Raw genomic sequence first — 25174 nt, 5'->3', positions numbered from 1 at the left:
GTGAAGCAGTTGTCTCATCGAGATCCCATCAAACACATTCAGAGACTGACTGACAAAGAATAGGCATTTTTTGCCAGTAAAGACCCTATTTTTCGTTTGTTGTCAGTTGTAAGCCAAATCTGGGCAATGCCGATTCTCTCGACACTTCGACCGGCGCGGCACTTGCATCCCCCTGCCTCTATAATCGACGCATGAAAACCGCCAAGCCCGCCGCGACCGGCCGTCCGGTCGCTCCCACACCTGCCGCCCCCGCCGCCGATGCACACGATCATCGAGCGCATCACGACGTGCACGAGTCGTCGCACGCACATGGCCCGTCGCAGGAAGCGGCTCTCGCACTCGCCGAGGAATATTGCCGAGAACGCGGCGAAAAACTCACGCCGATCCGGCGCAAGGTGCTCGAACTGCTGCTGAACTCGGGACGCGCGACCAAGGCCTATTCGCTGCTCGACGAAATGCGCCAGATCCACGCCGGCTCGGCGCCGCCGACCGTCTATCGCGCGTTGGATTTTTTACTGTCGGTGGGGCTCGTGCATCGGATCGAATCGATCAATGCGTTCACTGTCTGCCATGATCTGACGCAATGCCAGCACGGCATTCTCGTCGTATGCCAGCAATGTGGCAGCGTCACCGAATTGGATCAACCGAAGCTGCGTCAGGCCCTCGTCGCGCAGATCGAGGACGCGGGCTATCGGCTCGCGAGCGACGAAATCGAATTGAAGGGATTGTGTGCGGCCTGTCAGGCGGCCAAAGCGGCCAGCGCGGCCGCGCCGGTGGCCGCGGCGAAATAGCGGCGCGCCACATTGGGTGCGCAACGCTGTGTGACGCGCTGCAAAGCGTCGATGGCCGTGCGCTGCTTCGAGAAACGACATCTCCCCGCCGCGCGCCGGCCTGCTCTGTCTAAAACCCGCTCCCACGAGAGCCGCTACGAAGCGTCGATCAACCCGCCGCGCGGGCGTCGATCGCGTCGTGCAGCAGCGTCACGAGCGCTTCGGGTAATGCGGGCTTGGTCATGAAATGCTGGAAGCCTTCGCCGATGCTGCGCAGGCGGTATGCGTCGTCGGTATGGCCGGTGAGCGCCACTGCCACCGAGGGTGAATGACCGCCGCAAATCTCGTGGTCGCGCAGCCGCTGGATCAGATAGAAGCCATCCATGGCCGGCAAGTCGAGGTCGCAGACGACCGCGTCGGGAAGCAACCGCATCGCCACCACGACGCCCTCTTCCGCATCGGCGACCGCGCAAACCTTCGCGCCTTCCGCCTCGAGTAACAAGGTCAACGATTCCCGGCTGTCCGGGTCGTCCTCCACCAGCACGATCGTGGCCTGATCGAGCCTCATTGCTGCGTTCATCGTATGTTGTTGCTCTGAAAAACCGGTTAGGCCGTCCGAGGGGGCGGAGGTTTCACTTTGTATTTCACTTTGCTGATTGCCGTTGATTCGCGCGGCCAGGGTGTTGCTGTCCATGATTCCGACTCGATTTCGCACGCCGAGTTGCAGACAGGTCCGCGCTTGTAAAACATTGCGCAACATCTTCCCGAGTACAAGGCATACGCACGGTAACGCGCCCAAATTGCACGTCGATGAAAAAACGGCGCTCGACGCACACCGCGATTTAGCCGCTCAGTGTCCGCAGTTTTTCCGCGGCTCGCCGATCGCCGGCACCCGATGTTCCGGCGCGGTTCGTACGAACCCCGTTCGTACGGCCTTCCCCGCCCGGTATCGATTCTGCCCTTCGTATTGTTTGCACAACGCGGCGCTGCCGTTCGTTTTGCGCCGCTCGCATCCGACGACACTGCAAGCACGTCGCGTGCCTCGTTGCAGCGGTTCGCGTCACGTAAAGAAGGGCTCGGTCGGGGTTGCCGATATCGCGGCGATGAACGGCGCTGGTCTGCTAACCGGTGGTGTCGCGGCGCTATCATCGTGGGCGCGCACGCGCGCCTACCGATGCCCCCTCATCTCAACCCGAGGTCAACCGACACCATGTCCGCCACATCGCCCGCGCTTTCCGCCGCGACGCTCGACATCCTTCGTCACGTCAGCACCGCCACGCTGACCACGCAGCTATTCAAGCGCGGTCTGCGCAACACCTTCATGCAGGGCGTCGCGCTGCTCGGTTCGCGGCGCGGCGCGAATCTGGTCGGGCCGGCGTTCACGCTGCGCAACATCCCATCGCGCGAAGACATCGACGTACTGGAGCTATTCGCGGACCCTGAGTACGCGCAGCGCAAATGCGTCGAGACCATTCCGCCGGGCCACGTGCTCGTGCAGGATTGCCGCGGCGAGCGCGGCAGCGCGTCGTTCGGTTCGATTCTGTCGCTTCGTTTGCAGGTGCGCGGTGTTGCCGGCATGGTGTCAGACGGCTCGGTGCGCGACAGCGCGACGATCGCCGCGCTCGACATGCCGGTGTTTTGCGCCGGCGCGAGCGCGCCGCCCAATCTGATCCGCCATCACGCGGTCGATATCAACGTGCCGATCGGCTGTGGTGGAGTCGCGGTGTTTCCGGGCGACGTGATCGTCGGCGATGTGGATGGAGTCGTGGTAATTCCGCTGAAGATGGCCGACGACGTCGCGCAAGCCGCCGCCGGACAGGAACAGCTCGAGGCGTTTCTCACCGAAAGGATTCGTGCCGGCGCCGCGCTGCCCGGCACCTATCCGCCGAACGACGAGACGAAGGCGGCGTTCGACGAGTGGAAGAAAAATCGCAAAATCTAGGGCCTTTTCAAACGGCGCGGCGCCCGGTGCGCCACACCGGGCGCCAGTTCAATCGCCCTTGCCGGGCCCAATGCCCTGCAACAGCAACGCCACCGCGTGCCGCGCAATCTCCGCGCCGCCGATACTGCGGCGCAGCGGATCGTTGCGCCACAGCTTCGAGGTGGCAAGCGGCAGAATCGTCATGCCGAGCAGCGTGACGAACACGAGCGCGGGTTCGAGCGATGCATTCAGGCGCCCCTCCTTCTGCCAGCGCGCGATCGCCAGCAGCGACGCCTTCTGATGCGCGAAACCAAAGCGCTCATGCATGCGCTGGCGCAGCAGCCCGCCGTCGCTGATCACTTCGCGCACCCACAGCGACGCGAACCACGGGTTGTCGCTCGCGATCTGCACGAGCCGCTCCGTGAGTTGCGTGATTGCCGCGACCGGATCGTCGGGATTCTCCTGAAATGGCAGTCCGAGGCTCGCGCGCAACGGTGCGAAACACTCGTCAATCAGCACGTCGAGCAGTTGATCGCGCGTCTTGAAGTAGTAGTGCACCATCGCGGGCGTGAAGCCGGCCTCGCGGGCGATCTCACCCAGCGATGTCTCGACGATGCCCTGCCTCGCGAACAGCGTCAGCGCGGCGTCGAGCAAGCGCGCACGCTGCGCGGGACCGCGCGCGGCGCCCGACGGCCGGCCGGGGCGGCGCGCGGCCGATCCAGCCGGTGCGCTGCTTCCGATATTCGCAGCATGAATATCCGTTGGCGCTGCCGTGAGTTTGGGCTTCGACGCGTCGCGCTCTTTCGCGGCAATTCGCGCGGGCGGCCCCGTATCGGCCACGGCATTGTGCGCCGCGGCGTCGTCAGGCGAGATCCTTGTCATTGCATTGAATTTGACGTGAGAGGCGATGTCACATATATTAATCTCTCAGTTAATTAATTTCAACGCATTGCCGCCATGGAACAACCCGCTACGACCCTGTCAGTCAACCCCGCGCCCGCGGCCGACCATCCGCCGATCCGGCTGCTGTTTCCGGCGCTGCTGCTGGTCATGCTGCTCGCCGCCCTGGACCAGACGATCGTCTCGACCGCGCTCCCGACCATCGTCGGCGAACTGGGCGGGCTCAATAACCTGTCGTGGGTCGTGACCGCCTACCTGCTCAGTTCGACCATCGTCGTGCCGTTGTACGGCAAGTTCGGCGACCTGTTCGGCCGCAAGATCGTGTTGCAGACGGCGATCGTCATCTTTCTCGTCGGCTCGGCGCTGTGTGGCATCGCGCAGAACATGAGTCAGCTGATCGTGCTGCGCGCGCTGCAAGGGCTCGGCGGCGGCGGCCTGCTCGTCGTGACGATGGCGGCGATCGCCGACGTGATTCCGCCCGCTGAGCGTGGCCGCTACCAGGGCGTGTTCGGCGGCATCTTCGGTCTTGCCACCGTCATCGGTCCGCTGCTCGGCGGCTTTCTGGTCGAGCATCTGACGTGGCGCTGGATCTTCTACATCAACCTGCCGCTCGGCATCCTGTCGCTCATCGTGATCGGCGCGGTATTCAAGCCGCACGCGCGCCACGTGAAGCACACGATCGATTACATGGGTGCCGCGTTTCTCGCCGGCGCGCTGACCTGCATCATCCTGTTCACGAGTCAGGGCGGCACGATCCTGCCGTGGTCGTCGCCGCAACTGTGGTTCACGCTCGGCATGGGTCTCGCAGCGATCTGGGGATTCATTCACGAAGAACGCAGCGCGGTCGAACCGATCATGCCGCTCGGACTGTTCAAACAGCGCACGTTTCTGATCAGCAGCCTCGTGAGCTTCATCATCGGCGTATCGCTGTTCGGCTCCGTGACGTTCATTCCGCTCTATCTGCAGGTCGTGAAGGGCTCCACGCCGTCGCACGCCGGCATGCAGATGCTGCCGATGATGGGCGGCCTGTTCATCCTGTCGATGGTGACGGGCCGCGTGATCAGCAAGATCGGCAAGTACCGGCTGTTCCCGATCATGGGCACGTTCCTCGTCTCCGTGGCGATGCTGCTGCTCGCGCGCCTGCAGATCGATACGCCGATTCATGTGATGTATCTGTACATGGGTCTGCTCGGCTGCGGCCTCGGCATGGTGATGCAGGTGCTGGTCCTCGCGGTCCAGAACACCGTAGAGTTCAAGCATATGGGTGTGGCGACGTCGGGCGTCACGCTGTTTCGCTCGATCGGCGGCTCGATCGGCGTGGCCGGTTTCGGCGCGGTGTTCTCGAACGGCCTCGCCGGACGCCTCGAAAAGCTGATCCCGCCCGACACCGAACTTCCGCAGGCATTGGGTCCCGCAGCGATTCATCAGCTGCCCGAAGCATTGCGCAACGACTATCTGGATGCGTTCGCGGGTGCGTTGCACACCGTGTATCTGTCGGCCGCATGCGTCGTGGTGCTCGCCTTCGTGCTCGCATGGCTGCTGAAGGATCATCCGTTGCGCAAGCACTGAGCGTACTTCGACGCCTGATCGGCAAGCTGATGCAAACGCGTACCGGCAAGCGCCGGATAGCAGGTTGATCACGAGGCCGCACGCACGACGCGTCGGCCTCGTTGTTTTTTTGGCGCGCTCGCTTCATGCAGCGCGATGCTTCCGGTTACCTTCCATTTGTCGTGAAACAACAGACACATACACTCGTTTTCGAATGTATGGCCAGGGTTTCTTCATACCTCCCAATGAGCGGTAGCGCACACAATCCAGGGGCCAACCGCGTTGACGTCCCCCGTGAAACGCCACATATTGGAACCCGTGGAAACGCAGCCGCTGCCTCCGTCTCCACGACTTCCGGCGCATGTGGATCGTGATTCCGCGGACAAGGCTCCTGCCTCAACACGATCCGAAGCATGCCTTTACGGCATCGTTTTCCAAAGGTGGGTCCACGGCATGTCCACCCAGACAGCATCCGGCCAAAGTTTCCCCACGCCCTGCAAACGCTGCGGTGGCGCACTGTACCGACAAGTCGACGCCTGCCCCTACTGTGGCGCTGCGCATCCGTTCGACCAGGACGATCCGCACATCCGCACCGGTATTCCAGGCAGCCGTGCGAGCGCCACGCACAAGCCCCTGCCCCGTTTCGACGACGAGCCCGCCATCGCCGCTGCCGCGATGGCGTCCGAACCCCTGTTGCAGACCGAGCCGGTCATGCACACGGCGCTCGTGTCGACCGACACCACTATCCCACCTTACGAAGATCCGATGTATGCGCCGCCCAACACTGCGCAGACGATCTGGCGCGTGCTGTACGTGATCGGCGCGGTTGTCGCAATCGGCCTGGCGTATGTCGCTTATACGCTATTCAGCGACGGCGGCGAATCGGAAGATACAGGCGTGGAGCAGATTACGCCGGATGCCAGAACAACGACCGGCATGATCGCGCCGCTTGTGTCCGCCCCGGTGATTGCTCAAGCACAGACCATGCACGCGCCGGCCGCGGCCAAGCCTGCGCCACCGCCCGTGACCGCACTGGCGGCGAAGCCCGCGCCCGTCGTGCCCGCGGCTCCCGTCATTCCAGCGACACCAGCCGCACCGCCTGCCGCGCCGCCGATGGCCGCGACGCCCATGCGGCCCGCGCCGCAATTCCACGACGCCGGACAAGCATTGCAGGTCGCGAGGACAGCGTTCCGCGCGAACGATCTGTCCGCCGCGCAAGCCGCTCTCGCCGCTGCGCAAACGTTACAACCCGGAAACAGCGACGCGCAGGGTCTGGCCGATCAGATGCGGCCGCTCGTCCAGCGTCGCGATACTGCGCTACAGGCCGCGCAGGCCTGCGTCGCGCAGCAGTCGTGGCCGTGCGCGCGTCAGCACGCGAACGAGGCGCTCGCGATCGACAGCGGCAACGACGCGGCGAAAGTGATCCTCGAGCGCGTCATTCGCGAGACCGGCTGGGCGCCGCTGACTCCGCCGCATGCGGCGACGACGGATGCCGCGCCGGGCGCGCCGCTCGCGCAAGCGCAAGAGCAGGCACCGCTGCCCGTCGGCATGCAAGCGCACGGCGAACTGGTCGTGACTGCAACGAAAGTCGGCGTCGTGAGAACCGCGACGCCGCGGAGCAACTAGCGCTCACGCGCGACGCGACGGTCCGAACCGGGTCCCGGAGACGCAAACTGCTGCGCCGTCGCGCAAAAACATTGCTTCGCATACCAGATCAAATGGCCGCCGTCTGTGCCGATTCGCACATTATCGTGCGTCCTCTGAGCGGAAACAGACGGAGCGACCCTGGCAGCAGTTTGAACATGACAGGGCAACCGGATCACTGGTGCTTCCACGCGCCACGCGTGAAGCGGGATCAACCTGACCGATAGGTAGAAAGATCATGCTGAAGAGACTCCTCGCGGGCTGGCTGGGCCTGGTGGTACTGGTCGTATGTTCGCTGGCCGGCGCGGAACCGGCGCACTACAAGATCGTCACCGGGCCGGAGCGCGGCACATATATCCAGATCGGCAATGACCTGTCGAAATGGGTGGCCCAGCCGGTTGGCATCGACCTCGAAGTGGTGGCGTCGAAAGGCTCGGCCGAAAACGTGCAGCGCATGCGTTTCGAGCCCGGCGTGAAGCTCGCGCTCGTGCAGTCCGACGTGTATCAGGCGTTCATCGACATGGCCAACTCGGGCAACCCCGATGCGGGCACGACGATCCGGCCGCTGCGACTAATCATGCCGCTCTACGACGAGGAAATTAACGTCGTCGTACGGGCGGATTCGCCGCTGAAAACGCTCGCCGACATCAAGGACAAGACCATCAGCGTCGGCCTGCTAGGCAGCGGCACCGCGCAGTCGGCGACGACGCTCTACCGCCTGATGTTCGGCCAGCCGATTCCGGAGCAGAACGTCGTGCATCTGAGCAACGAGGACGCGCTCGCCGCGCTGATCGTGAAGAAGATCGACGTCGCGATCATCGTGGTCGGGCAGCCGGCAAAGCTGTTCAACGACATGAAACCCGACCTGCTGTCACAGTTGCGTCTGTTGCCCGTCGATCCCAACGCGTCGGAGACGAACCGCGCGAAGCAGACCTACTTTCCGACTACGATCCACCAAAGCAGCTACCCAGGCTGGTTGAAGGAAGACGTGCCGGGTCTGACCGTCAAAGCGTTTCTGGTCACCTACGATTACGGCTTGCGCGACACAGTCAGCAATCTGAATCATTTCGCCGACTCGTTGTGCGCGAACTTCGACAATCTGCAGGAGCATGGCCATCCGAAATGGAAACAGGTGAAGCTCGAATTGCCGACGCTCGTTCGTGGGTGGAAGTACTACGGTCCGGTCGAGAAGCATCTGCGCGCGTGTCTCGCGAACCGCAGCGCGGCGATGAGCGCGGCGGCCGCGCAACCCGCGCCGAAACCGCACACGCCTTGCTCGGAAGAAGAACGGATGCTTCTGCTGTGCAAATAACGCTGTAGCGGGGGACCGCGAACGCCTGCTTCCCCTGAGTTCGTCTCAGACCCGCTCGCGCCCCGCGCCGGCCGACACCGTGCACGCTTCCATCGCCCGTTGCAATGCCTCGTACACCTTCGGGCGATTGCATTGCGACACGTTGAAACGCAGAAAGCCCGCCGCCGCTTGCGACGCGCTGAACACGTTGCCCGGCGCGAACACGACGCCCGCCGTCAGCGCATGACGGGCGATGTCGGCGGCATCGAGCGCCCCGGGCAAGCGCGCCCATACGAACAGGCCCGCGCGCGGCCGTGTCCAGATATCGAGGCCCGCATAGCCGAGACGCCTGATGGTCTCTCCCATCGCATCGGCCAGCTTCGCGCGCATCGCCTCCAGATGACGCCGATAGGTACCGTCGACGAGCATCCGATGCACGACGCTCGCCGCGAGCTGACCATTGCCGAACGAAGTCGCGAGCTTCAGATCGATCAACGGCTCGACCCATTCGGCGCGTGCCGCAATATAGCCGCAGCGCACCGCCGCCGACAGCGTCTTCGAAAAGCTGCCGATCGACACGACGCGCGCGAGGCCGTCGAATGCGGCAAGGCGCGGCGCGGCTTCGTCTTCGAAGTCCGCGAAGATGTCGTCCTCGACGATCAGCAGATCGTGCTCGCCGGCGAGCTTCAGCAGCCGGTGCGCGACGGCCGGCGCGAGCGTCGCGCCGGTCGGATTGTGGATCGCCGAGTTCGTCACGTAGAGCCGCGGACGCTGCTCGACCAGAACGCGCTCGAACGCCGTGAGATCCGGTCCCTGCGGCGTGTACGGCACGCTCGCGATCCGCACGCGATGCGCGCGCAACAACGCCTGAAAATTGAAATAGCAAGGATCGTCGATCAGCACCGTGTCGCCGGGTTCGAGCAGGAAGCGGCACACGAGATCGAGCGCATGGGTGCCGCCGTCGGTCAGCAGGATCTGCTCGGGCGGCGCGTCGACCCCGTGCGCGGAAAGCCGCCACGCAAGCTGCTGACGCAGCGCGGGCAAGCCCGCCGGGCTCGCGTAGTCCGCGAGCAGCGATTGCGGATCACGAGCGACCGCACGCAGCGCGCGCCGCACGCCATCTTCCGGCAACCACGAAGCCGGCATCCAGCCGCAGCCGGGCTTCAGCGCTTTCGAGCCGGTCTCCAGCGACTGCCGCGTGAGCCACAGCGGATCGACCTCGCGATCGAGCCGCGGCCCGAGATCGGCGAGCGCGAGCGGCGGCGCATGGCCCGACACGAAGAAGCCCGAGCCGCGCCGCGCGATGATCACCCCTTCCGCAACGAGACGGTCGTAGCCTTCCACCACGGTCGACTTGGACACGCCGAGCGTGTCGGTCATCGCGCGGATCGACGGCACGCGGGCGCCCGGCATCAGCGAGCGGCTCGCGATACGCTCCCGCAGATTGTTCATCACGAGGCCGACACGCGTGCCCGGCACCGTCTCGTTGTTCTCGCTTTCCGCCATCTGTACTGCTCCCATGTTCGGTACAGTTTGTACGGACTGTACTGATCTGTAGCTTAACGTTTACGGCCGCGGCGAGCATCATGAGACTCTTTCAGCGCAGGGATGTTTGCCATGGACAAAACCACCAACGGCTGGCTCAGCGGTTTCGCGGGCGTGCTGATTTTCAGCGGCTCGCTGCCGGCCACGCGACTTGCCGTGCAGGGCCTCGAGCCGGTGTTTCTGACCGTGGCGCGCGCGACGATCGCGGGTATCCTTGGTCTGCTGCTGTTGCTGGTGTTCCGCGAGACCCGCCCGGAGCGGCGCGATCTGCTGCCGCTCGTCGTGGTCGCGCTCGGCGTCGTGGTCGGCTTTCCTTTGCTGACCGCGCTCGCGCTGCGTCATGTGAGCGCCGCGCATGCGGTCGTGTTCATCGGCCTGCTGCCGCTCGCCACCGCGATCTTCGGCGTGTTGCGCGGCGGCGAGCGGCCGCAGCCGGCGTTCTGGCTGTTCTCGGCGCTCGGCAGCGCGGCGGTGGCCGCGTTCGCGCTGCGTCACGGCATCGACGCCTCGCCGCTCGGCGACGCGCTGATGCTCGCGGCGATCGTCGTGTGCGGGCTGGGCTACGCGGAAGGCGCGCGGTTGTCGCGTCATCTCGGCGGCTGGCAGGTGATTTCGTGGGCGCTCGTGCTGTCGCTGCCGTTGATGCTGCCGCTCGCATGGTGGACGCGGCCCGTGTCGTTCGACGGTGTCGGCGCCGCCGCGCTGTGGGGACTCGCGTACGTGTCGCTGTTCAGCATGCTGATCGGCTTCGTGTTCTGGTATCGCGGGCTCGCGCTCGGCGGCATCGCGGCGGTCGGCCAACTGCAGTTGCTGCAGCCGTTTTTCGGGCTGCTGCTCGCCGGCGTGCTGCTGCACGAGCAGGTACCGCCATCGATGATCATCGTCACCGTGATCGTGGTCGCCTGCGTGGCTGGCGCACGGCATTTTTCGCGCGCCGCGCCGGTGCGGCGGCCGGTCTGACGCGGCTCGACCGTCGCACGGCGAACAGACTTTTTCAGGATCGAATTGCGCGAGCCGTGGATCGATCTGTCATCATTTCGCTGATTGGCACAACCAGCGGCCCGCGCCGCGACTGACGATGACGACCGCTTTTGCCCAAACCGTCGAAGCCCGTTTTGCCGAACTCACGCCGACGTCGAAACGCGTCGCCAGCTACATGCTCGCGAATCTCGACCGGCTCGGCCTCGAGACCGCCGATCAGATCGCGCAGCAAGCCGGCACCAGCGGTATTTCGGTCGGCCGCTTTCTGCGCAGCGTCGGCTATCGCAATCTCGACGATCTGAAACGCGAGCTGCGCGGCACGCAGCAGCGGCCCTGGCTGATCACGGACCGGCTCGACGCGTTCCGCCGTGGCCCGAGCGACTGCGCGCAAACCGGTGAGCTTCATGAACCGAGCGTCGCTGACGGCTCCTCGCCGCGCGACGCCGCGCTCGCCCAATCGCTCGAACTCGAGATCGGCGCGATCCGGCACGTGTATGAACTCGCGCGCTCGCCGGCCTTCGCGCGCGTCGCCGACCGCATTGCGAACGCCGATGCGGTCTACATCCTCGGCATCCAATCGACGCGCGGCATCAGCAACGCGTTCTACAGCTATCTCGAATACATCCGCCCGCGCGTGTTCTATTCGGACGGCATGTCGGGTTCCTACGTCGATTCGCTGAACTCGGAATTCAGCACGCCCTATCTGATCGTCACCGACACGCGCGCCTATTCGACGATCGCGCGACGCTATTGCCAGGCGGCCTCGCGCCGCGGCCTGCCGTTCGCGCTCGTCACCGATATCTACTGTCCGTGGGCGCGCGATTTCGACGGCGATCTGCTGCAGGTGACGACCGACGTCGGTCAGTTCTGGGATTCGCTCGCGCCGCTGACATGCCTGTTCAATCTGCTGATCTCGGCGGTCGTCGAACGGCGTGGACCGGCTATCGACGAACGCGTGGCGCGTAATCGCGAGCTGCAGAGCGAGTTCGATCAATTCGATCTTTGACCCGCTTCAAATCCGCCCCTGCGACAGGCATAGTGAAGACTTCCGCCAAACTGCGCCCGCCACGACAGGACCCCGCATGAGTTCACCCCGCCCTCCGCTCGACGCCCCGCTGATCCGCGACGCCAGCGAAGCCGACCTCCCCGCGATCCAGGCGATCTACGCGCATCACGTGCTGACCGGTGTCGCGTCGTTCGAAGAAACCCCGCCGTCCGTCGACGATCTGCGCGCGCGGCTCGCAAGCGTGCGCAGCCACGGACTGCCATATATGGTCGCGGAGATCGACGGCGACGTGGCCGGCTATTGCTATGCGACGCCGTATCGCCCGCGCGCCGCCTATCGCAACACGATCGAAGACTCGATCTACGTCAACGACGCGTATCGCGGCCGCGGCATCGGACGCGTGCTGCTGCAGGCGCTGATCGAACGTTGCGAGACCGGACCGTGGCGTCAGATGATCGCAGTGATCGCCGATGGCGGCAGCGGCGGCTCACTGTCGTTGCACGCGCAACTCGGCTTCGAGCTGACCGGCACGTTGAAGGCTGTCGGCTACAAGCACGGCCGCTGGCTCGACACGACGCTGATGCAACGCCCGCTCGGCCGCGGCGCATCGACTGGGCCCGACGACGACTCAAACGCAGCGGGCGACGCCGAACGCACAACCTAACGCGCGCGCGGCAAACGCGTGAACAAGGTCGGATAGTCGATCACGAGACCATCGCTATCCACGCGCAAATTGGCGGTGAACTCGCGAAAAATGCCTTCGTAGCGGTACTCGCCATTCAACTCGATGCACGTGTAGGCCTGCTCGGCGCGCGTGACCTGCAAGTCCGGCGTCGAGATATACGCGACTTCGATCGGCTGACGTTCGCCTTGCGCGAGTTGCAGCCGACGGATCGGCAACGTATTGGTGTACGGCGTCGCCGCGATATCGATGTCGATACAGCCTTCGATCGCGCTGAGCGCGAGGCCGTGCCCGTCGTGCCAGTGGCCGTCGCCATCGCCATGCAGCTCCAGCTCGCCACCGCCGACGATCTTCAGCCGCGCGTAGCGCGTGCGCCAGCGCGCGTCGCAGCGCACCGCGTAATGCAGCCCGTACGCCTTGCCGAAGCGCTGCCCGACCACGACGCTTTCAACGGCGAAGCCATCGTCGCGCGCATCGAATACCAGATGTTCGATGCCGTCGCCCTCTTCCGAAGCCCATCGTAATTCACGCATCGGCGTCTCCTCGCGAAACGGCGCAGGAAAGCGCGCCGGGCTCTCATCGTAACGCGAAAGCCCGCGCGCGAGGCAATCCCAACCCAGATCTGGCACAGCTGGGGAGACCAGCGCCTGCGATGCATCAAAATGAAGCATCGAAAAAAAAGCTGCGCACGTAATGTGCGCAGCTTTGCGAGACTGACGACGCGAAAAAAACGCGTCGATGTGGCGACAAAACAACGCGCCGCCACGTATTCAGTAACTGTTTAGAACTTGTGGATGATACCCACGCCAACCGCGGTCTGGCTGCGCGACGAGGACGGCGAACCGTTCTGGCCGTCACCGATGCCTGCCACTGCGTTGATGATGGACTTGCCGTTGCCCGACAGCGTCTGGCCGCTAGCGCGCTGATACGCTTCGAGTGCGTACAGGCCGGTGCGCTTGGACAGCGAGTAGTACTGCGACAGGTTGAACTGGTTGTAGGTAGCCGTGCTCTGAATGCCGTTCGACGACGTTGCACGGGTGTAGCTATAGCCAGCGGCCACGTCCAGAACCGAGATCGGCTTCCAGTGCAGCACTGCGCCACCGGTATTCCAGATCTGCGTGTCGTGGAACAGCGAAGCCTCGCCCGCAGTGTATTTAACGTTCGAGTATGCGAACGAAACGTCCCACTGCGAGTTGAACGCGTAACCACCCGTCACCGCAATGCGCTGCTGCTTCGCTGCGGTCTGGAAGCCGTTGTTGATTGCCGAGACGGACGGCTGAGCGCCGTTGTTCGTCGCCGTGGAATTCCACGCGGGGGTGCCAACGGTTGCCGCGTTGTCGATGCGCTGGATACCTGCTGCGATACCGATCGGGCCGTTCAGGTACTGTGCCGCCACGCTCCAGGTTTGGCCGGCTGCGAAGCTGCCCGCATTGCCGCCCAGTGCGTACGAACCGCTAACCGTCAGACCGGCAAAGCTCGGCGACGTATAAACCAGTTGGTTGTTCACCCGGAACGTCGTATCCAGCGAGTCGATATCACCCGGATGCGCACCGTATGCACCGGTCAGCCATGTGGTCGGGCTATACGGCGAGAGCAGCGTGTAGTACGAGGTGTACCCGCGGCCTGCCGTCAGCGTACCGAACTGCGCGTTCGTCAGACCGACCCATGCCTGGCGGTTGAATGCCAGACCCGACACACTTTGCGCGCCGGTTGCGCTGTTAAAGCCTTCTTCCAACGTGAAAATCGTCTTAGTGCCGCCACCCAGATCTTCCGAGCCCTTCAAACCGAAACGGCTGCCTGCCCAGATGCCGTTGATCATCTTGACTTGCGAGTTGCCAGGGACGGTCTGCGGTTTCGCCGCCGTGGTCAGCGACGCCGAACTGTTCTGCCAACCCAGGCCCGTATCGACAATACCGTAAAGCGTCACGCTGCTTTGCGCATGTGCGCCCAGGGCGACCAACCCCAAGGCCGAAGCTAAGAGAGTCTTTTTCATTTTTACTCCTCTGTTAAAAACTTTCTAATGCGGCCTATGCGAGCGCCGCTGAGTGTGGGAAATACGTTTTATTTGGATCAGAACACCGGATGGCCGTTGATGATGCTCGGCAACCAGGTCGAGAACCACGGGACATAGGTGACAATATTGATGGCCGAGAAGATAGCGAGGTAATACGGCCAAGCCACCTTAGTAGTTTCCCCTATCGACACATTGCCAATTGCGCAACCAATGAACTGCACCGAGCCAATCGGCGGATGCACGAGACCCAACGCGCAGTTCAGCAGAATCATGATGCCGAACTGAACCGGGCCCACCCCGTTGTGCATGGCCATCGGCAGGAACAGCGGGGTCGTGATCAGGATGTGCGCCGCCATGTCGACGAACGTACCGAGGAACACCTGAATCACGTTGATGTACAACAACATCAGCCACGGCAGCGAGGTCGCGCCGTCGAGCATGCGTTCGATCGCCTCCGGGATCTCCAGATAGGCCATCTGGAAGCGCAGCATGTTCGACACACCGATCAGCAGCAGCACCACGCCGGTCGTTTTCGCGGCCTTGCCGAGCGCATGGCCGAGCTTCTTCATCGACAGCGAGCGATACACGACGATGGTCAATATCAGCGAATAACCCACGGCGATCGCGGCCGCCTCCGTCGCGGTGGCGATACCGCGCGCCACGCAGAACAGAATGATCGCGATGACCATCAGACCCGGCACCGCGCCGATGAACGTGCGCAGCACCGCCATCCAGCCCGGGAAACGCTGCAGTTCGGTCGAACCGTCGGGACGGCGCGGATAGCCGAACTTGACGGCCTGCCAGTAAGCGGCGATCAGCACGAGGCCCATCACCCACAGCACCGGCAACAGACCCGAGAACAGCAGATCGCCGATCGACACGCCGCTCATCTGCTTGCCGTTCAGCACGCCGCTCACGCCTTGCGCGGCGAACGCGTAGATGATCATGTTGGTCGACGTCGGCATCAGCGCGCCGGCGAGCGACGAGTGCGTGGTCACGTTGACCGCGTATGCGGCGCTATAACCTTCGCGCTTCATCAGCGGGATCACGACACCGCCCATGGCCGACGTATCCGCGGTCGGCGAACCCGACACGCCGCCGAACAGCGTACAGGCGACCACGTTGGCCATGCCGAGGCCACCACGGAAATGGCCGACCGTGGCCTGCGCGAAACGCAGGATGCGGTCAGCGATGCCGCCGTGGAGCATCAACTCGCCGGAGAAGATGAAGAACGGGACCGCGAGGAACGAGAAACCGTTCATGCCCGAGATCATCGACTGCATCGCGGTCGCGGTCGGCAAGCCTTCGAACAGGTACGTCAGAACGCAGGACAGGCCCAACGCGAATGAAACCGGAACCCCGAGGAAGAGGAAGATTAGAAAACTGGCGGCAAGAAGGGCAAGTTCCATGATGGTTCTACTTTTATTCCGTGGCGGAGAGTTCGAGCGCCGGCTCTTCCCGTTTCCCCGCGAAGAGCTCGAGCAGATGCTCGATCGAGAACAACGCGATGCACACACTCGCGAAGATCGGGATGCAGTAGCGCACGCCTTCCGGCACGCCGATGATCGGAATGCGGTCGCCCATCGTGGTTTCCGCCATCTCGAGGCAACCGACGAAGACCGCCACCGCGAAAGCGACCAGACACAGGTGCTGAATCCCTTTCGCGATCACCTGGCCTTTCTCGGGCAATTTCTTGACGAGCGAGTCGAGTCCGATGTGACCGCCCTCGCGAACCTTCAGCGCGGCGCCGAACATCGCGATCAGGATCACCAGCAGCAATGCGATGGGCTCAACGAAATCGGGCGCGTCGCTAAACACGTAGCGCATCACCACGCTATAAATCACGAGCAGGCAAAGCACCGCGAGGCTAAGCGACGCCACGACCAGCAGCACGCGAAAAAGAAAATCATTTGGGCGTTTCAGGAAACTCATGACCCTGTCCTTGCTTACGACCGACCTGTGCTTGAGATTCAGCCGTCCCGATGCGACACGATCCGCACGCGCGCGCGAAATCACGCGGCGGAAGGTCTCGCGAGTTTCCTCGCGGGACCATTCACGCCGCTGTTGCGACAAGCGTTGCTATTGCTGATTGCGTCCGGGACGCGTGACTTACTTGATTGCTTCGATCTCGTCGACGATCTGCTTCATTTGCGGGGTCTTTTCGTACTTCGCCCACACAGGCTGCATCACTTTCACGAAAGCCGCGCGGTCGATCTGCGAAGCCGCGATGACCGTTGCGCCACCCTTCGTGACGGCCTTCTGTGCGTCGGCTTCGCGCGCGGTCCACAGCTTCTGGTAGTACGGCACCGAGTCAGCCGCGGCCTTCTTGATGATCTGCTGCTCTTGCGGCGACAGCGTGTCCCACACCTTCTTCGAGAACACCAGCACTTCCGGCGTCATCGAATGCTCGGTTTCCGAGTAGACCTGAGCGACTTCGAAGTGCTTGGTTTCTTCGTACGACGGCAGGTTGTTTTCGGCGCCGTCGACGAGGCCGGTCTTCAGGCCCGTATAGACTTCCGAGAACGGCATCGGGGTCGGCGTGCCGCCCATTGCCTTGATTTCGTCGACCATCAGGTCGGACGGCTGCACGCGGACCTTCAGCCCCTTCATGTCAGCCGGCGATTTGATCGCCTTCTTCGCGTACATCGAGCGTGCGCCGCTCTCGTAGAACGTCAGTGCGATCATGCCCTTCGCGGTGAAGGCGTCGAGGATCTTCTGGCCTTCCGGACCGTACATGACCTTGCGGAAATGGTCGACGTCGCGGAACAGGAACGGCAGCGACGGGATCATCGATTCCGGCACGATTTCGTTGAACGCAGCACCGTTGGCACGGGCCATGTCGAGCGCGCCGATACGGACCTGGTCGATCGTGTCGTTTTCCGAACCGAGCGCGCTGTTGCCGAACACCTTCACGGAGTCCTTGCCGCCGGTCGCCTTGCTGATCTCCTCGCCCATGTACTTCACGGCCATGTTGGTCGGGAAGGTGTCGCCGTGCACATCGGCGACGCGGAACACGCGCGCTTCAGCCGACATCGTGCTGAACGCCAACGCCGCGGCCGCGACGATCATCGAAACATGGGAAGAGGCAAACTTCTTGTTCATCGTGACATTCCTTGAAAAATAGACCATCCCAGCAACAGCGGATGTGACATGGTTTTGACGCGTCTCCGGCTTCACGCTCACTGCCTTCGCAGGTGCGGGCGTTGGCCGTACTGGCTGTGCGACTTCCCCGGCACAGTTGACCCAGCACTCCAGTCGACAACTCGACTACTTACTTCAATCACGCCGGCCGGCTTCGGACATGCATGCCGCATCGACCGCGGCGGCATGAATGCCTTGAAAACCCACCGAATTGCACTGTCACACCAACACAGAAAGCCATTTGTTTGGGCTTATATGTTGTACGACAACATACGAAGTCTATAAAAGGGGTTTTATCTTGTACAGACGGTATTTACCCGCATCAAGAAAAGCGCCGGTACGGATGACCGGCGTGGCATGCCACAAGGTCCCGCGCCGTCCGGCATTGGATGGGGACGGAATCGGTACAGTCTGCGGAGCTGTGGTATTTTTGCTGAAGAAATACGTGGCGGCGTGGTCTTCACACAACACGTTGTACGACGAGTGACAAATAAAGGGCCACACGAATGGTCCCGAAAAATCAAAACGCCGGGAGAAAAACTTCATCCCGGCGCATGCTTCATGCAAGCAACGTTACAGTTGCCCTGCGAACTCGGGCTCAGGCAGCCCGCTCACGCCGGGCCGCAGCGCGAACACGTGGCCGTCGTGCTCGCTCGCGCCGTTGGCGGGACGAATCGAGGTGACGAACAGCGTATCGAGATCGCGGCCGCCGAACGCGCACATGGCAGGCTTGATGGCCGGCACCGGAACCTGCCGGTCAAGCTTGCCCTGCGGCGTAAAACGCAGCAGCAGACCGGCGTCGTTCGCGCAGATCCAGTAGCAGCCGTCGGCATCGACCGCCGCGCCGTCCGGACGGCCCGAATAGTGATGCAGGTCGGCGAACACGCGGCGGTTGCGCGGCTCACCGGTGTCGACGTCGTAGTCGAACGCCCAGATCAGCCGGCGCAGCGGATGCGAGTCGGACAGATACATCGTCGTGCCGTCCGGCGACCAGCCCAGGCCGTTCTGCGTGATCAGCGAATCGACGACCGGCGCTGACAGCACGCCCTTCTCGTCGAAGCGGTACAGCGCGCCGCCCGGGATCGCCGCGGCCATATCCATCACCATCGTGCCGGCCCAGAAACGCCCTTGCCGGTCGCAGCGGCCGTCGTTGAAACGCATTCCGCCGTGCGGGAATTCAGGCGCCGCGAGCTTGCGCAGCGACGCCGTCAGCGGCTCGCCGCTCGCCGCTTTCGACGCGTCCGCGAGCGAGACCGCGAACAACCCGGTCTCGCAGCCGGCGAGCACGGTGCCGGCGTGACCGAACGCGATGCAGGCAACCTGCTCCGGCAGCAGCCATTCGGTGCGCTTGCCTGTCTCGAGCGAGCCGCGCACGATCTTTTTCGCCGGAATGTCGACCCAGTACAGCGCCTGCTCGGCCGCGCGCCAGACCGGGCTTTCACCGGTGGCCGCGGGCAACGGACCGGCCGCTTCGAAGCGCTCCACTTGCGGATTCGCGCTCATTGTTCAGGCTCCCGCTTCGGCTCCATCGGACCGGCTAGCACGAACGGGCCGCCCTGGTACAGCTGGGTCGGGTCGTCGAAGCGGGTGTCGGGAGCGCTCGGCGGGAACAGGTGTTCGAACTGCGCCGAGCTGTCTTGCGGACGGTAGCCGAGAAACGCGGCGTTCGTGTTGTCGACCCACGAGATGCGGTTGTTCGACACGCCGTAGACGATCGCGTGACCGACGCGGTTCGTGAACAGCGAGCAGCGCACGAGCTCGATGAAATCGCGGTAGCTCAGATACGTGACGAGCATGCGTGCGGTCTTCGGCTGCTCGAACGACGAGCCGATCCGCAAACACACGGTCTCGAGACCGAAGCGGTCGAAGTAGTAGCGCGACAGCGATTCGCCGAAACACTTCGTCACGCCGTACATGCCGTCCGGACGCAGCGGCACTTCGGTATCGAGAACCGACGTCACCGGATGGAAACCCACCGCGTGATTCGAGCTCGCGTAGATGATGCGCTTCACGCCATGCTTTTGCGCCGACGAGTACACGTTGTAGAGGCCGCGGATGTTCGCTTCGAGCAGGTCTTCGAACGGCGCTTCGACGGAGATGCCGCCGAGATGCACCACCGCGTCCACGCCTTCGAGCAGCGCGTGCACGGCTGCTTCATCGGCGAGATTGACGACGGCCGCTTCCTCGTGCGCGGCGACTTCGCCGAGCGCAGCGATATCGGACACGCGCACGATATCGGCCCATTGCGCGAGCGCGGGACGCAGTTGCTTGCCGAGGTTGCCCGCGGCGCCGGTGAGCAGCAGACGGCGGAAGGGTTTCTTTGCCGCGGAGCGGTCAACGTTCAAATCGGTCATGTCTCTTTGCTGTTGTGATTGCGATCGGGTCTTCTGAACGGAAAAGCGAGCGCCGGCTGGACCGGCGCTCGCCTGAGTATTGACGGGGCACGGTGCCTGCTCAGGTCACCGGCGCCGGGTTGAACAGCGTCAACGCATTGTGCAGTCCGAGCTTCTCCGCGCAGGTTTCCTTGCGGCCGCTCGCGACTTCGAGCATCAGGCGGAACAGTTCCCAGCCCACCTCCTCGATGCTGGACTGGCCGGTCGCGATCGTGCCGGCGTTGATGTCCATCAGATCGTGCCAGCGACGCGCGAGGTCCGAACGCGTCGCGACCTTGATGACCGGTACTTCGGCGAGGCTGTACGGCGTGCCGCGGCCGGTCGTGAACACGTGCAGCGTGATGCCCGAGGCGACCTGCAGCGTGCCGCAGATGAAGTCGCTGGCCGGCGTCGCCGCGTAGATCAGGCCCTTCTGATTGACCTTCTCACCCGGCGACAGCACGCCGGAGATCGCCGAGTTGCCCGACTTGATGATCGAGCCCATCGCCTTTTCGACGATGTTCGACAGGCCGCCCTTTTTGTTGCCGGGCGTCGTGTTCGCGCTGCGGTCCGCGCCGCCGCGCTTCAGGTAATCGTCGTACCACTGCATCTCGCGGATGATCGCCTGTGCGACGTCCGCATTGGCCGCGCGCGCGGTCAGCTGATCGACGCCGTCGCGCACTTCGGTGACTTCCGAGAACATCACGGTCGCGCCGGCGCGCACCAGCAGGTCCGTTGCGAATCCGACGGCCGGGTTCGCGGTCAGGCCCGAGAACGCGTCGCTACCGCCGCACTGCACGCCGATCACCAGATCCGACGCCGGACAGGTTTCGCGACGGCGGTTGTTCAGGCGCTTCAGATGCCCTTCGGCCATCCTCATGATCGACGTGATCATCGACTGGAAGCCGACGTGCGATTCGTCCTGCAGCACCACGACGTCGCCGTTCTGGTCTAGCGCGACATCACCGATGTCCGCGACGTCGTCGACGACCGCCGCCGCCGCGATCGGAATCGTTCCCGGCGGCATCAGACGCTCGGGCTGCAGCTTCTCGCAGCCGAGGCTCACCATCATCACTTCGCCGCCGAAGTTCGGGTTCAGCGCGATGTTGCGCACGGTGCGGATCGGCACCATCGCGTCGGGCGCGTCGATCGCGACGCCGCAGCCGTAGGTGTGACCGAGGCTGACGACATCGTCGACATTCGGATATTTCGGCAGCAGCTCGGCCTTGATGCGCGTGACCGCGTGTTGCACGACGTCGGCGACGCACTGCACGGTGGTCGTGATCGCGAGGATGTTGCGCGTGCCCACCGAGCCGTCCGAGTTACGGTAGCCCTCGAACGTATAGCCTTCGAGCGGCGGCATGTCCGGCGCTTTGATGGTGGCGATCGGCAGGTCTTCGAGTCCCGGCGGGCTCGGCATGCGGATCAAGTGTTCGTTGATCCAGCTGCCCTTCGGCAGCGGCTTCAGCGCATAACCGATCACGACGTTATAGCGGATGACCTCGTCGCCCTCGGCGAGATCGGCCACCGCGACCTTGTGGCCCTGCGGCACACGCTCGCGCAGCCTGAGGCCATCGGCGAATACCGCGCCCTCGCCCAGACCGCCGTCGTTGACGACGATCGCGACATTGTCATTGGGATGAACGCGGATGTAGAGCGGAGTTTGTTCCATTGATCGATCCTTGAGGCGTGATAGACCTGCTTCGCCAGAAATCATACGTCATCCTACAACGTGAAGTTTCGCCTGGATGTTCCGTATTTACCCTATAGCGTGAATTATGCCGTGAAAACCCCGTTGAGTTACCGGATTTGTTGTTGTACGATGACGTATAAGAAATCTGATTTCCAAAGATCTTCTACTAGTACGACGTCCGTTGTACTGGTTGGAACCAACAACGACCCAATCCGACGCCTGGATACTTTGATCATGACGACACCGCAGGAACTCAAGCAGATCGTTTCGGAAGGCCTCCTGTCCTTCCCCGTCACCGACTTCGACGCTAAAGGCGACTTCCGCGCCGACACCTACGCGGAGCGTCTCGAATGGCTCGCGCCGTACGGCGCATCGGCGCTGTTCGTCGCCGGCGGCACGGGCGAATTCTTCTCGCTGACGCAAGACGACTACACGCAAGTAGTCAAGACCGCGGTCGAGGTCTGCAAGGGCAAGGTACCGATCCTCGCCGGCGCCGGCGGCCCGACCCGCGTGGCGATCGCCTACGCGAAGGAAGCTCAGCGCCTCGGCGCGCACGGCATCCTGCTGATGCCGCACTACCTGACCGAAGCAAGCCAGGACGGTATCGCCGCGCACGCCGAAGAGGTCTGCAAGGCTGTTCCGGGCATGGGCGTGATCATCTACAACCGCGCGAACTCGAAGCTCAACGCCGACATGCTCGAGCGTCTGGCAGACCGTTGCCCGAACCTGATCGGCTTCAAGGACGGCGTGGGCGAGATCGAAAACATGGTGACGATCCGCCGCCGCCTCGGCGAGCGCTTCTCGTACCTCGGCGGCCTGCCGACCGCGGAAGTCTACGCTGCCGCCTACAAGGCGCTGGGCGTGCCGGTGTACTCGTCGGCGGTGTTCAACTTCATCCCGAAGACCGCGATGGACTTCTACCGCGCGATCGCCGCTGACGACCACGCGACCGTCGGCAAGCTGATCGACGAATTCTTCCTGCCGTACCTGAAGATCCGCAACCGCCGCGCCGGCTACGCGGTCAGCATCGTCAAGGCTGGCGCGAAGCTGGTCGGCCACGACGCAGGTCCGGTGCGCGCACCGCTGACCGATCTGACGCCGGAAGAAATGGAGCAGCTCGACGCGCTGATCAAGAAGCTCGGACCGCAGTAAGGCACCGGCGTCAGGGCTTCTAGCGAAGTAGCTCGCGAGCCTCATCGATGAGGGCCGCCTGGACGGCCGCGTGGCGAACGCCCGGCACAGCAACGTCGCCGGGCGTTCGTGTGTTTGCCCGACAGGCAGGTGGTCTGCGGACCGCCCGGTGTGCAGACTACACCTCGCCGACAATACAGGAGATGACCCATGGACTTGAGCCGCTCGGCCAGTTCCACCGACGCCGCTTCTAGCGCGGCACGCACCAAGGTCCGCTACGGGATCCTGCTGCTGATCTTTGTGATCACCACCCTCAACTACGCCGACCGCGCGACACTGTCCGTCACCGGTTCCGCAATGCGCACCGCGTTCAGCCTCGACGCGATCCGCATGGGCTATATCTTTTCCGCATTCAGCTGGGCTTACGTGCTGTCGCAACTGCCGGCCGGCTGGCTGCTCGACCGTTTCGGCGCACGCCGCGTGTACGCGGCGAGCATCTTCTCGTGGTCGCTATTCACGCTGCTGCAGAGCTCGGTCGGCCTGCTCGGCAGCGCCGGTGCGGCGATTACCGGCCTGTTCGCGCTGCGCTTCGTGATGGGCGCGGCCGAGTCGCCGGCGTTCCCGGCGAACGCGAAGGTCGTCGCGAGCTGGTTCCCGACCAACGAGCGCGGCACCGCGTCGGCGATCTTCAACGCCGCGCAATACTTCGCCGCGGTCGTGTTCACGCCGCTGATGGCGTGGCTCACGCACGCGTTCGGGTGGGAAATGGTCTACGTCGTAATGGGCGTGGCCGGGCTGCTGCTCGCGCTGACGTGGCTGAAGGTCATGAAGAATCCCGCCGACCATCCGCGCGTGTCGCGCGCCGAGCTCGAGTACATCGAGCAAGGTGGCGGGCTCGTCAGCGGTGCGCGCAAGACGCGCCCGGACGATGTTTCGAAGGCCGGCGGCTGGACGCTCGTGCGTCAGTTGCTCAGCAACCGCATGCTGCTCGGCGTCTATCTCGCGCAGTACTGCATCAACGTGCTGACCTACTTCTTCCTCACGTGGTTTCCGATCTACCTCGTGCAGGCGCGCGGCATGACGATCCTGCACGCGGGCCTCGTGGCCTCGCTGCCGGCGATCTGCGGCTTTCTCGGCGGGGTGCTCGGCGGCGTGCTGTCGGACGGAATGATCCGCCGCGGCTGTTCGCTGACCGTCGCGCGCAAGGTGCCGATCGTCGGCGGCATGCTGCTGTCGACCTGCATCATCGGCTGCAACTACGTGTCGACCGACTGGGTCGTCGTCGCGCTGATGTCGCTCGCGTTCTTCGGCAAGGGCATCGGCGCGCTCGGCTGGGCGGTGGTCGCCGATACCTCGCCGAAGGAAGCGCTCGGCTTGTCCGGCGCGATCTTCAACATGTTCGGCAACATCGCCGGCATCGTGACACCGATCGTGATCGGCTATCTCGTCGCCCGCACGGGCTCGTTCAATGGCGCGCTGGTGTTCGTCGGCGCGAACGCGCTGCTGACCGTGATCAGCTATCTGGTGATCGTCAAGGATATCCGGCGGGTCGAGTTGCGCCCGGCGTGAGCCCGTTATAGGCTTGGTTATCGTCGCGGTTATCGTACTTCCGGCCGACCGGCCCGGCGCCTCGCGCGATTTATCCGCGCCGAGCCGCCAAACTTCGGGCCTGCGCCGATATACGTGACATTTGCGCCGGAAACGATCCGGCCTTATATAATCAGTCGTCAGACGACGATATAATAAAAATGCACGATTCCCAGCGATCTTTCAAACAAGGAGCGTTTTCGATGGCTACACCACTAGCATCCGCGGCACCGCCACGACGCGCTCGCAATCTTGCCGAGTTCGTCGTCAACTACGTCACCGAGCAGATCACGGCCAACTTGCTGAAGCCGGGCGACAAACTCCCCACCGAATCGCAGCTGATGAGCACACTCAGCGTGAGCCGCACGGTGATTCGCGAGGCGATCTCGCGCCTGCAGGCAGGCAAGGTCATCGAGACGCGGCACGGCATCGGCAGCTTCGTGCTCGAGCCGCAACGCGAAAAGCTCGGCATCGACATGGTGCCCGCCACCACGCTGCGCGACGTGCTGTGCATTCTGGAGCTGCGCATCAGCCTCGAAACCGAATGTGCCGGTCTCGCCGCGCAACGCGCGAAGCCGGACGACCTCGCGCGCATGCGCACCGCGCTCGACGCGATCGAGGCCACGCGCCACAACGGGCTCGACAGCGTGCAGGCCGACCTGCAGTTCCACATCTCGGTCGCACGCGCAACCGGCAACCGCTATTTCGTCGACATCCTGTCGCAAATGGGCAGCGCGCTGATTCCGCGCAACCGGCTCGACTCGGCCGGCATCGCGCGCGCCGATCCTGATGCGTATCTGTCGCTCGTGAACCTCGAGCATGAAAGCATCCTCGAGGCGATCAGCCGGCACGACGCCGAAGGCGCACGCGCCGCGATGCGCATGCATCTGTCGAATAGCCGCGAGCGGCTGCGTCGCGCGAATGAAGTGAGCGAAGCGAACAGCTGAT

Annotated in this window: 23 protein-coding genes; 11 read left to right on the top strand and 12 right to left on the bottom strand. The window is 63.7% G+C overall.

Features of this window, described 5'->3' with window-relative positions; genetic code table 11:
• Nucleotides 1-191: 191 nt before the first annotated feature.
• A complete protein-coding gene (locus HDG32_RS17250; protein WP_184069260.1) occupies nt 192-791 on the top strand; it encodes a Fur family transcriptional regulator in 600 nt (199 codons plus the stop codon).
• Between the two features lie 148 nt (nt 792-939).
• Here HDG32_RS17250 and HDG32_RS17245 read toward each other — a convergent pair whose 3' ends face one another.
• Nucleotides 940-1464, bottom strand: coding sequence for a response regulator (locus tag HDG32_RS17245; protein ID WP_184069258.1), 525 nt, complete (start codon nt 1462-1464; stop codon nt 940-942).
• 516 nt (nt 1465-1980) lie between these two features.
• Here HDG32_RS17245 and HDG32_RS17240 point away from each other — a divergent pair.
• Nucleotides 1981-2712 carry a ribonuclease activity regulator RraA gene (locus HDG32_RS17240; protein WP_184069255.1) on the top strand — a complete coding sequence of 244 codons (732 nt, stop codon included), beginning with the start codon at nt 1981-1983 and terminating at the stop codon, nt 2710-2712.
• A 48-nt stretch (nt 2713-2760) separates the two neighbouring features.
• Here HDG32_RS17240 and HDG32_RS17235 read toward each other — a convergent pair whose 3' ends face one another.
• Nucleotides 2761-3573, bottom strand: coding sequence for a TetR/AcrR family transcriptional regulator (locus HDG32_RS17235; protein ID WP_184034162.1), 813 nt, complete (start codon nt 3571-3573; stop codon nt 2761-2763).
• Nucleotides 3574-3648: 75 nt separating this feature from the next.
• Here HDG32_RS17235 and HDG32_RS17230 point away from each other — a divergent pair, with 75 nt between their 5' ends.
• The 3 genes from HDG32_RS17230 to HDG32_RS17220 all read left to right on the top strand — a co-directional run bounded on the left by HDG32_RS17230 (nt 3649) and on the right by HDG32_RS17220 (nt 8095).
• A complete protein-coding gene (locus tag HDG32_RS17230) occupies nt 3649-5160 on the top strand; it encodes an MDR family MFS transporter (protein ID WP_184069253.1) in 1512 nt (503 codons plus the stop codon).
• A gap of 432 nt (nt 5161-5592) precedes the next feature.
• A complete protein-coding gene (locus HDG32_RS17225; RefSeq protein WP_184069250.1) occupies nt 5593-6765 on the top strand; it encodes a hypothetical protein in 1173 nt (390 codons plus the stop codon).
• 256 nt (nt 6766-7021) lie between these two features.
• The gene (locus HDG32_RS17220) at nt 7022-8095 is read left to right on the top strand and encodes a TAXI family TRAP transporter solute-binding subunit (protein WP_184069247.1); all 1074 of its coding nucleotides are present in this window, start codon (nt 7022-7024) and stop codon (nt 8093-8095) included.
• A 45-nt stretch (nt 8096-8140) separates the two neighbouring features.
• On the opposite strand, the gene HDG32_RS17215 is transcribed toward HDG32_RS17220, so the two are convergent.
• Nucleotides 8141-9580 carry a PLP-dependent aminotransferase family protein gene (locus HDG32_RS17215; RefSeq protein ID WP_184069434.1) on the bottom strand — a complete coding sequence of 480 codons (1440 nt, stop codon included), beginning with the start codon at nt 9578-9580 and terminating at the stop codon, nt 8141-8143.
• A 111-nt stretch (nt 9581-9691) separates the two neighbouring features.
• Here HDG32_RS17215 and HDG32_RS17210 point away from each other — a divergent pair, with 111 nt between their 5' ends.
• The 3 genes from HDG32_RS17210 to HDG32_RS17200 all read left to right on the top strand — a co-directional run bounded on the left by HDG32_RS17210 (nt 9692) and on the right by HDG32_RS17200 (nt 12270).
• Nucleotides 9692-10579, top strand: coding sequence for a DMT family transporter (locus HDG32_RS17210; protein WP_184069244.1), 888 nt, complete (start codon nt 9692-9694; stop codon nt 10577-10579).
• Between the two features lie 118 nt (nt 10580-10697).
• Nucleotides 10698-11606 carry a sap1 transcriptional regulator SapR gene (gene sapR / locus HDG32_RS17205; protein WP_184069241.1) on the top strand — a complete coding sequence of 303 codons (909 nt, stop codon included), beginning with the start codon at nt 10698-10700 and terminating at the stop codon, nt 11604-11606.
• A gap of 76 nt (nt 11607-11682) precedes the next feature.
• Nucleotides 11683-12270: a GNAT family N-acetyltransferase gene (locus tag HDG32_RS17200; protein ID WP_184069238.1), complete on the top strand. Its 588-nt coding sequence runs from the start codon at nt 11683-11685 to the stop codon at nt 12268-12270.
• Here HDG32_RS17200 and HDG32_RS17195 read toward each other — a convergent pair.
• The 9 genes from HDG32_RS17195 to garD all read right to left on the bottom strand — a co-directional run bounded on the left by HDG32_RS17195 (nt 12267) and on the right by garD (nt 21487).
• Nucleotides 12267-12821, bottom strand: coding sequence for a putative glycolipid-binding domain-containing protein (locus tag HDG32_RS17195; protein WP_184069234.1), 555 nt, complete (start codon nt 12819-12821; stop codon nt 12267-12269). The genes HDG32_RS17200 and HDG32_RS17195 overlap by 4 nt on opposite strands.
• A 248-nt stretch (nt 12822-13069) precedes the next feature.
• Nucleotides 13070-14281, bottom strand: a complete 1212-nt coding sequence (locus HDG32_RS17190; protein ID WP_184069231.1) for a porin — start codon at nt 14279-14281, stop codon at nt 13070-13072.
• 77 nt (nt 14282-14358) lie between these two features.
• Nucleotides 14359-15711 (bottom strand): TRAP transporter large permease, encoded by a 1353-nt coding sequence (locus HDG32_RS17185; RefSeq protein ID WP_184069228.1) that lies wholly within the window; start codon nt 15709-15711, stop codon nt 14359-14361.
• 13 nt (nt 15712-15724) lie between these two features.
• A complete protein-coding gene (locus tag HDG32_RS17180) occupies nt 15725-16234 on the bottom strand; it encodes a TRAP transporter small permease (RefSeq protein WP_035470962.1) in 510 nt (169 codons plus the stop codon).
• A 177-nt stretch (nt 16235-16411) separates the two neighbouring features.
• Nucleotides 16412-17404 (bottom strand): TRAP transporter substrate-binding protein, encoded by a 993-nt coding sequence (locus HDG32_RS17175; protein WP_184069225.1) that lies wholly within the window; start codon nt 17402-17404, stop codon nt 16412-16414.
• A gap of 318 nt (nt 17405-17722) precedes the next feature.
• Entirely contained in the window at nt 17723-17989 is a 267-nt protein-coding gene (locus tag HDG32_RS17170; protein ID WP_184069222.1) for a hypothetical protein, read from the bottom strand.
• Nucleotides 17990-18016: 27 nt separating this feature from the next.
• A complete protein-coding gene (locus HDG32_RS17165; RefSeq protein WP_184069219.1) occupies nt 18017-18946 on the bottom strand; it encodes an SMP-30/gluconolactonase/LRE family protein in 930 nt (309 codons plus the stop codon).
• Nucleotides 18943-19797, bottom strand: coding sequence for an NAD(P)-dependent oxidoreductase (locus HDG32_RS17160; RefSeq protein WP_184069217.1), 855 nt, complete (start codon nt 19795-19797; stop codon nt 18943-18945). Before HDG32_RS17160 ends, HDG32_RS17165 begins: the two co-directional genes overlap by 4 nt.
• Before the next feature lie 100 nt (nt 19798-19897).
• The gene (garD, locus tag HDG32_RS17155; protein WP_184069215.1) at nt 19898-21487 is read right to left on the bottom strand and encodes a galactarate dehydratase; all 1590 of its coding nucleotides are present in this window, start codon (nt 21485-21487) and stop codon (nt 19898-19900) included.
• A 255-nt stretch (nt 21488-21742) separates the two neighbouring features.
• Here garD and kdgD point away from each other — a divergent pair, with 255 nt between their 5' ends.
• From kdgD to HDG32_RS17140, 3 genes are all read left to right on the top strand, one after another.
• A complete protein-coding gene (gene kdgD, locus HDG32_RS17150; protein ID WP_184069212.1) occupies nt 21743-22660 on the top strand; it encodes a 5-dehydro-4-deoxyglucarate dehydratase in 918 nt (305 codons plus the stop codon).
• 189 nt (nt 22661-22849) lie between these two features.
• Nucleotides 22850-24208 (top strand): MFS transporter, encoded by a 1359-nt coding sequence (locus HDG32_RS17145; RefSeq protein ID WP_184069209.1) that lies wholly within the window; start codon nt 22850-22852, stop codon nt 24206-24208.
• Nucleotides 24209-24429: 221 nt separating this feature from the next.
• Nucleotides 24430-25173, top strand: coding sequence for a FadR/GntR family transcriptional regulator (locus tag HDG32_RS17140; protein ID WP_184069206.1), 744 nt, complete (start codon nt 24430-24432; stop codon nt 25171-25173).
• The last annotated feature ends 1 nt before the right edge of the window (nt 25174 follow it).

The organism is Paraburkholderia sp. CI2 (assembly GCF_014201055.1).
GTDB lineage: Bacteria > Pseudomonadota > Gammaproteobacteria > Burkholderiales > Burkholderiaceae > Paraburkholderia > Paraburkholderia tuberum.
The sequence above is the reverse complement of the archived record's forward strand: the minus strand, read 5'-3'. Positions and strand labels throughout refer to the sequence as shown.

Excerpts from the sequence above, each read along its gene's own strand:
- HDG32_RS17240 (WP_184069255.1), top strand. The coding sequence starts at position 1,981 with ATGTCCGCCACATCGCCCGCGCTTTCCGCCGCGACGCTCGACATCCTT.
- HDG32_RS17215 (WP_184069434.1), bottom strand. The coding sequence starts at position 9,580 with ATGGCGGAAAGCGAGAACAACGAGACGGTGCCGGGCACGCGTGTCGGC.
- HDG32_RS17220 (WP_184069247.1), top strand. The coding sequence starts at position 7,022 with ATGCTGAAGAGACTCCTCGCGGGCTGGCTGGGCCTGGTGGTACTGGTC.
- HDG32_RS17245 (WP_184069258.1), bottom strand. The coding sequence starts at position 1,464 with ATGGACAGCAACACCCTGGCCGCGCGAATCAACGGCAATCAGCAAAGT.
- HDG32_RS17175 (WP_184069225.1), bottom strand. The coding sequence starts at position 17,404 with ATGAACAAGAAGTTTGCCTCTTCCCATGTTTCGATGATCGTCGCGGCC.
- HDG32_RS17185 (WP_184069228.1), bottom strand. The coding sequence starts at position 15,711 with ATGGAACTTGCCCTTCTTGCCGCCAGTTTTCTAATCTTCCTCTTCCTC.
- HDG32_RS17170 (WP_184069222.1), bottom strand. The coding sequence starts at position 17,989 with ATGAAGTTTTTCTCCCGGCGTTTTGATTTTTCGGGACCATTCGTGTGG.
- HDG32_RS17165 (WP_184069219.1), bottom strand. The coding sequence starts at position 18,946 with ATGAGCGCGAATCCGCAAGTGGAGCGCTTCGAAGCGGCCGGTCCGTTG.
- HDG32_RS17180 (WP_035470962.1), bottom strand. The coding sequence starts at position 16,234 with ATGAGTTTCCTGAAACGCCCAAATGATTTTCTTTTTCGCGTGCTGCTG.
- HDG32_RS17210 (WP_184069244.1), top strand. The coding sequence starts at position 9,692 with ATGGACAAAACCACCAACGGCTGGCTCAGCGGTTTCGCGGGCGTGCTG.
- HDG32_RS17195 (WP_184069234.1), bottom strand. The coding sequence starts at position 12,821 with ATGCGTGAATTACGATGGGCTTCGGAAGAGGGCGACGGCATCGAACAT.
- HDG32_RS17250 (WP_184069260.1), top strand. The coding sequence starts at position 192 with ATGAAAACCGCCAAGCCCGCCGCGACCGGCCGTCCGGTCGCTCCCACA.
- HDG32_RS17230 (WP_184069253.1), top strand. The coding sequence starts at position 3,649 with ATGGAACAACCCGCTACGACCCTGTCAGTCAACCCCGCGCCCGCGGCC.
- sapR (WP_184069241.1), top strand. The coding sequence starts at position 10,698 with ATGACGACCGCTTTTGCCCAAACCGTCGAAGCCCGTTTTGCCGAACTC.
- HDG32_RS17145 (WP_184069209.1), top strand. The coding sequence starts at position 22,850 with ATGGACTTGAGCCGCTCGGCCAGTTCCACCGACGCCGCTTCTAGCGCG.
- HDG32_RS17200 (WP_184069238.1), top strand. The coding sequence starts at position 11,683 with ATGAGTTCACCCCGCCCTCCGCTCGACGCCCCGCTGATCCGCGACGCC.
- HDG32_RS17235 (WP_184034162.1), bottom strand. The coding sequence starts at position 3,573 with ATGACAAGGATCTCGCCTGACGACGCCGCGGCGCACAATGCCGTGGCC.
- HDG32_RS17190 (WP_184069231.1), bottom strand. The coding sequence starts at position 14,281 with ATGAAAAAGACTCTCTTAGCTTCGGCCTTGGGGTTGGTCGCCCTGGGC.
- HDG32_RS17140 (WP_184069206.1), top strand. The coding sequence starts at position 24,430 with ATGGCTACACCACTAGCATCCGCGGCACCGCCACGACGCGCTCGCAAT.
- kdgD (WP_184069212.1), top strand. The coding sequence starts at position 21,743 with ATGACGACACCGCAGGAACTCAAGCAGATCGTTTCGGAAGGCCTCCTG.
- garD (WP_184069215.1), bottom strand. The coding sequence starts at position 21,487 with ATGGAACAAACTCCGCTCTACATCCGCGTTCATCCCAATGACAATGTC.
- HDG32_RS17225 (WP_184069250.1), top strand. The coding sequence starts at position 5,593 with ATGTCCACCCAGACAGCATCCGGCCAAAGTTTCCCCACGCCCTGCAAA.
- HDG32_RS17160 (WP_184069217.1), bottom strand. The coding sequence starts at position 19,797 with ATGACCGATTTGAACGTTGACCGCTCCGCGGCAAAGAAACCCTTCCGC.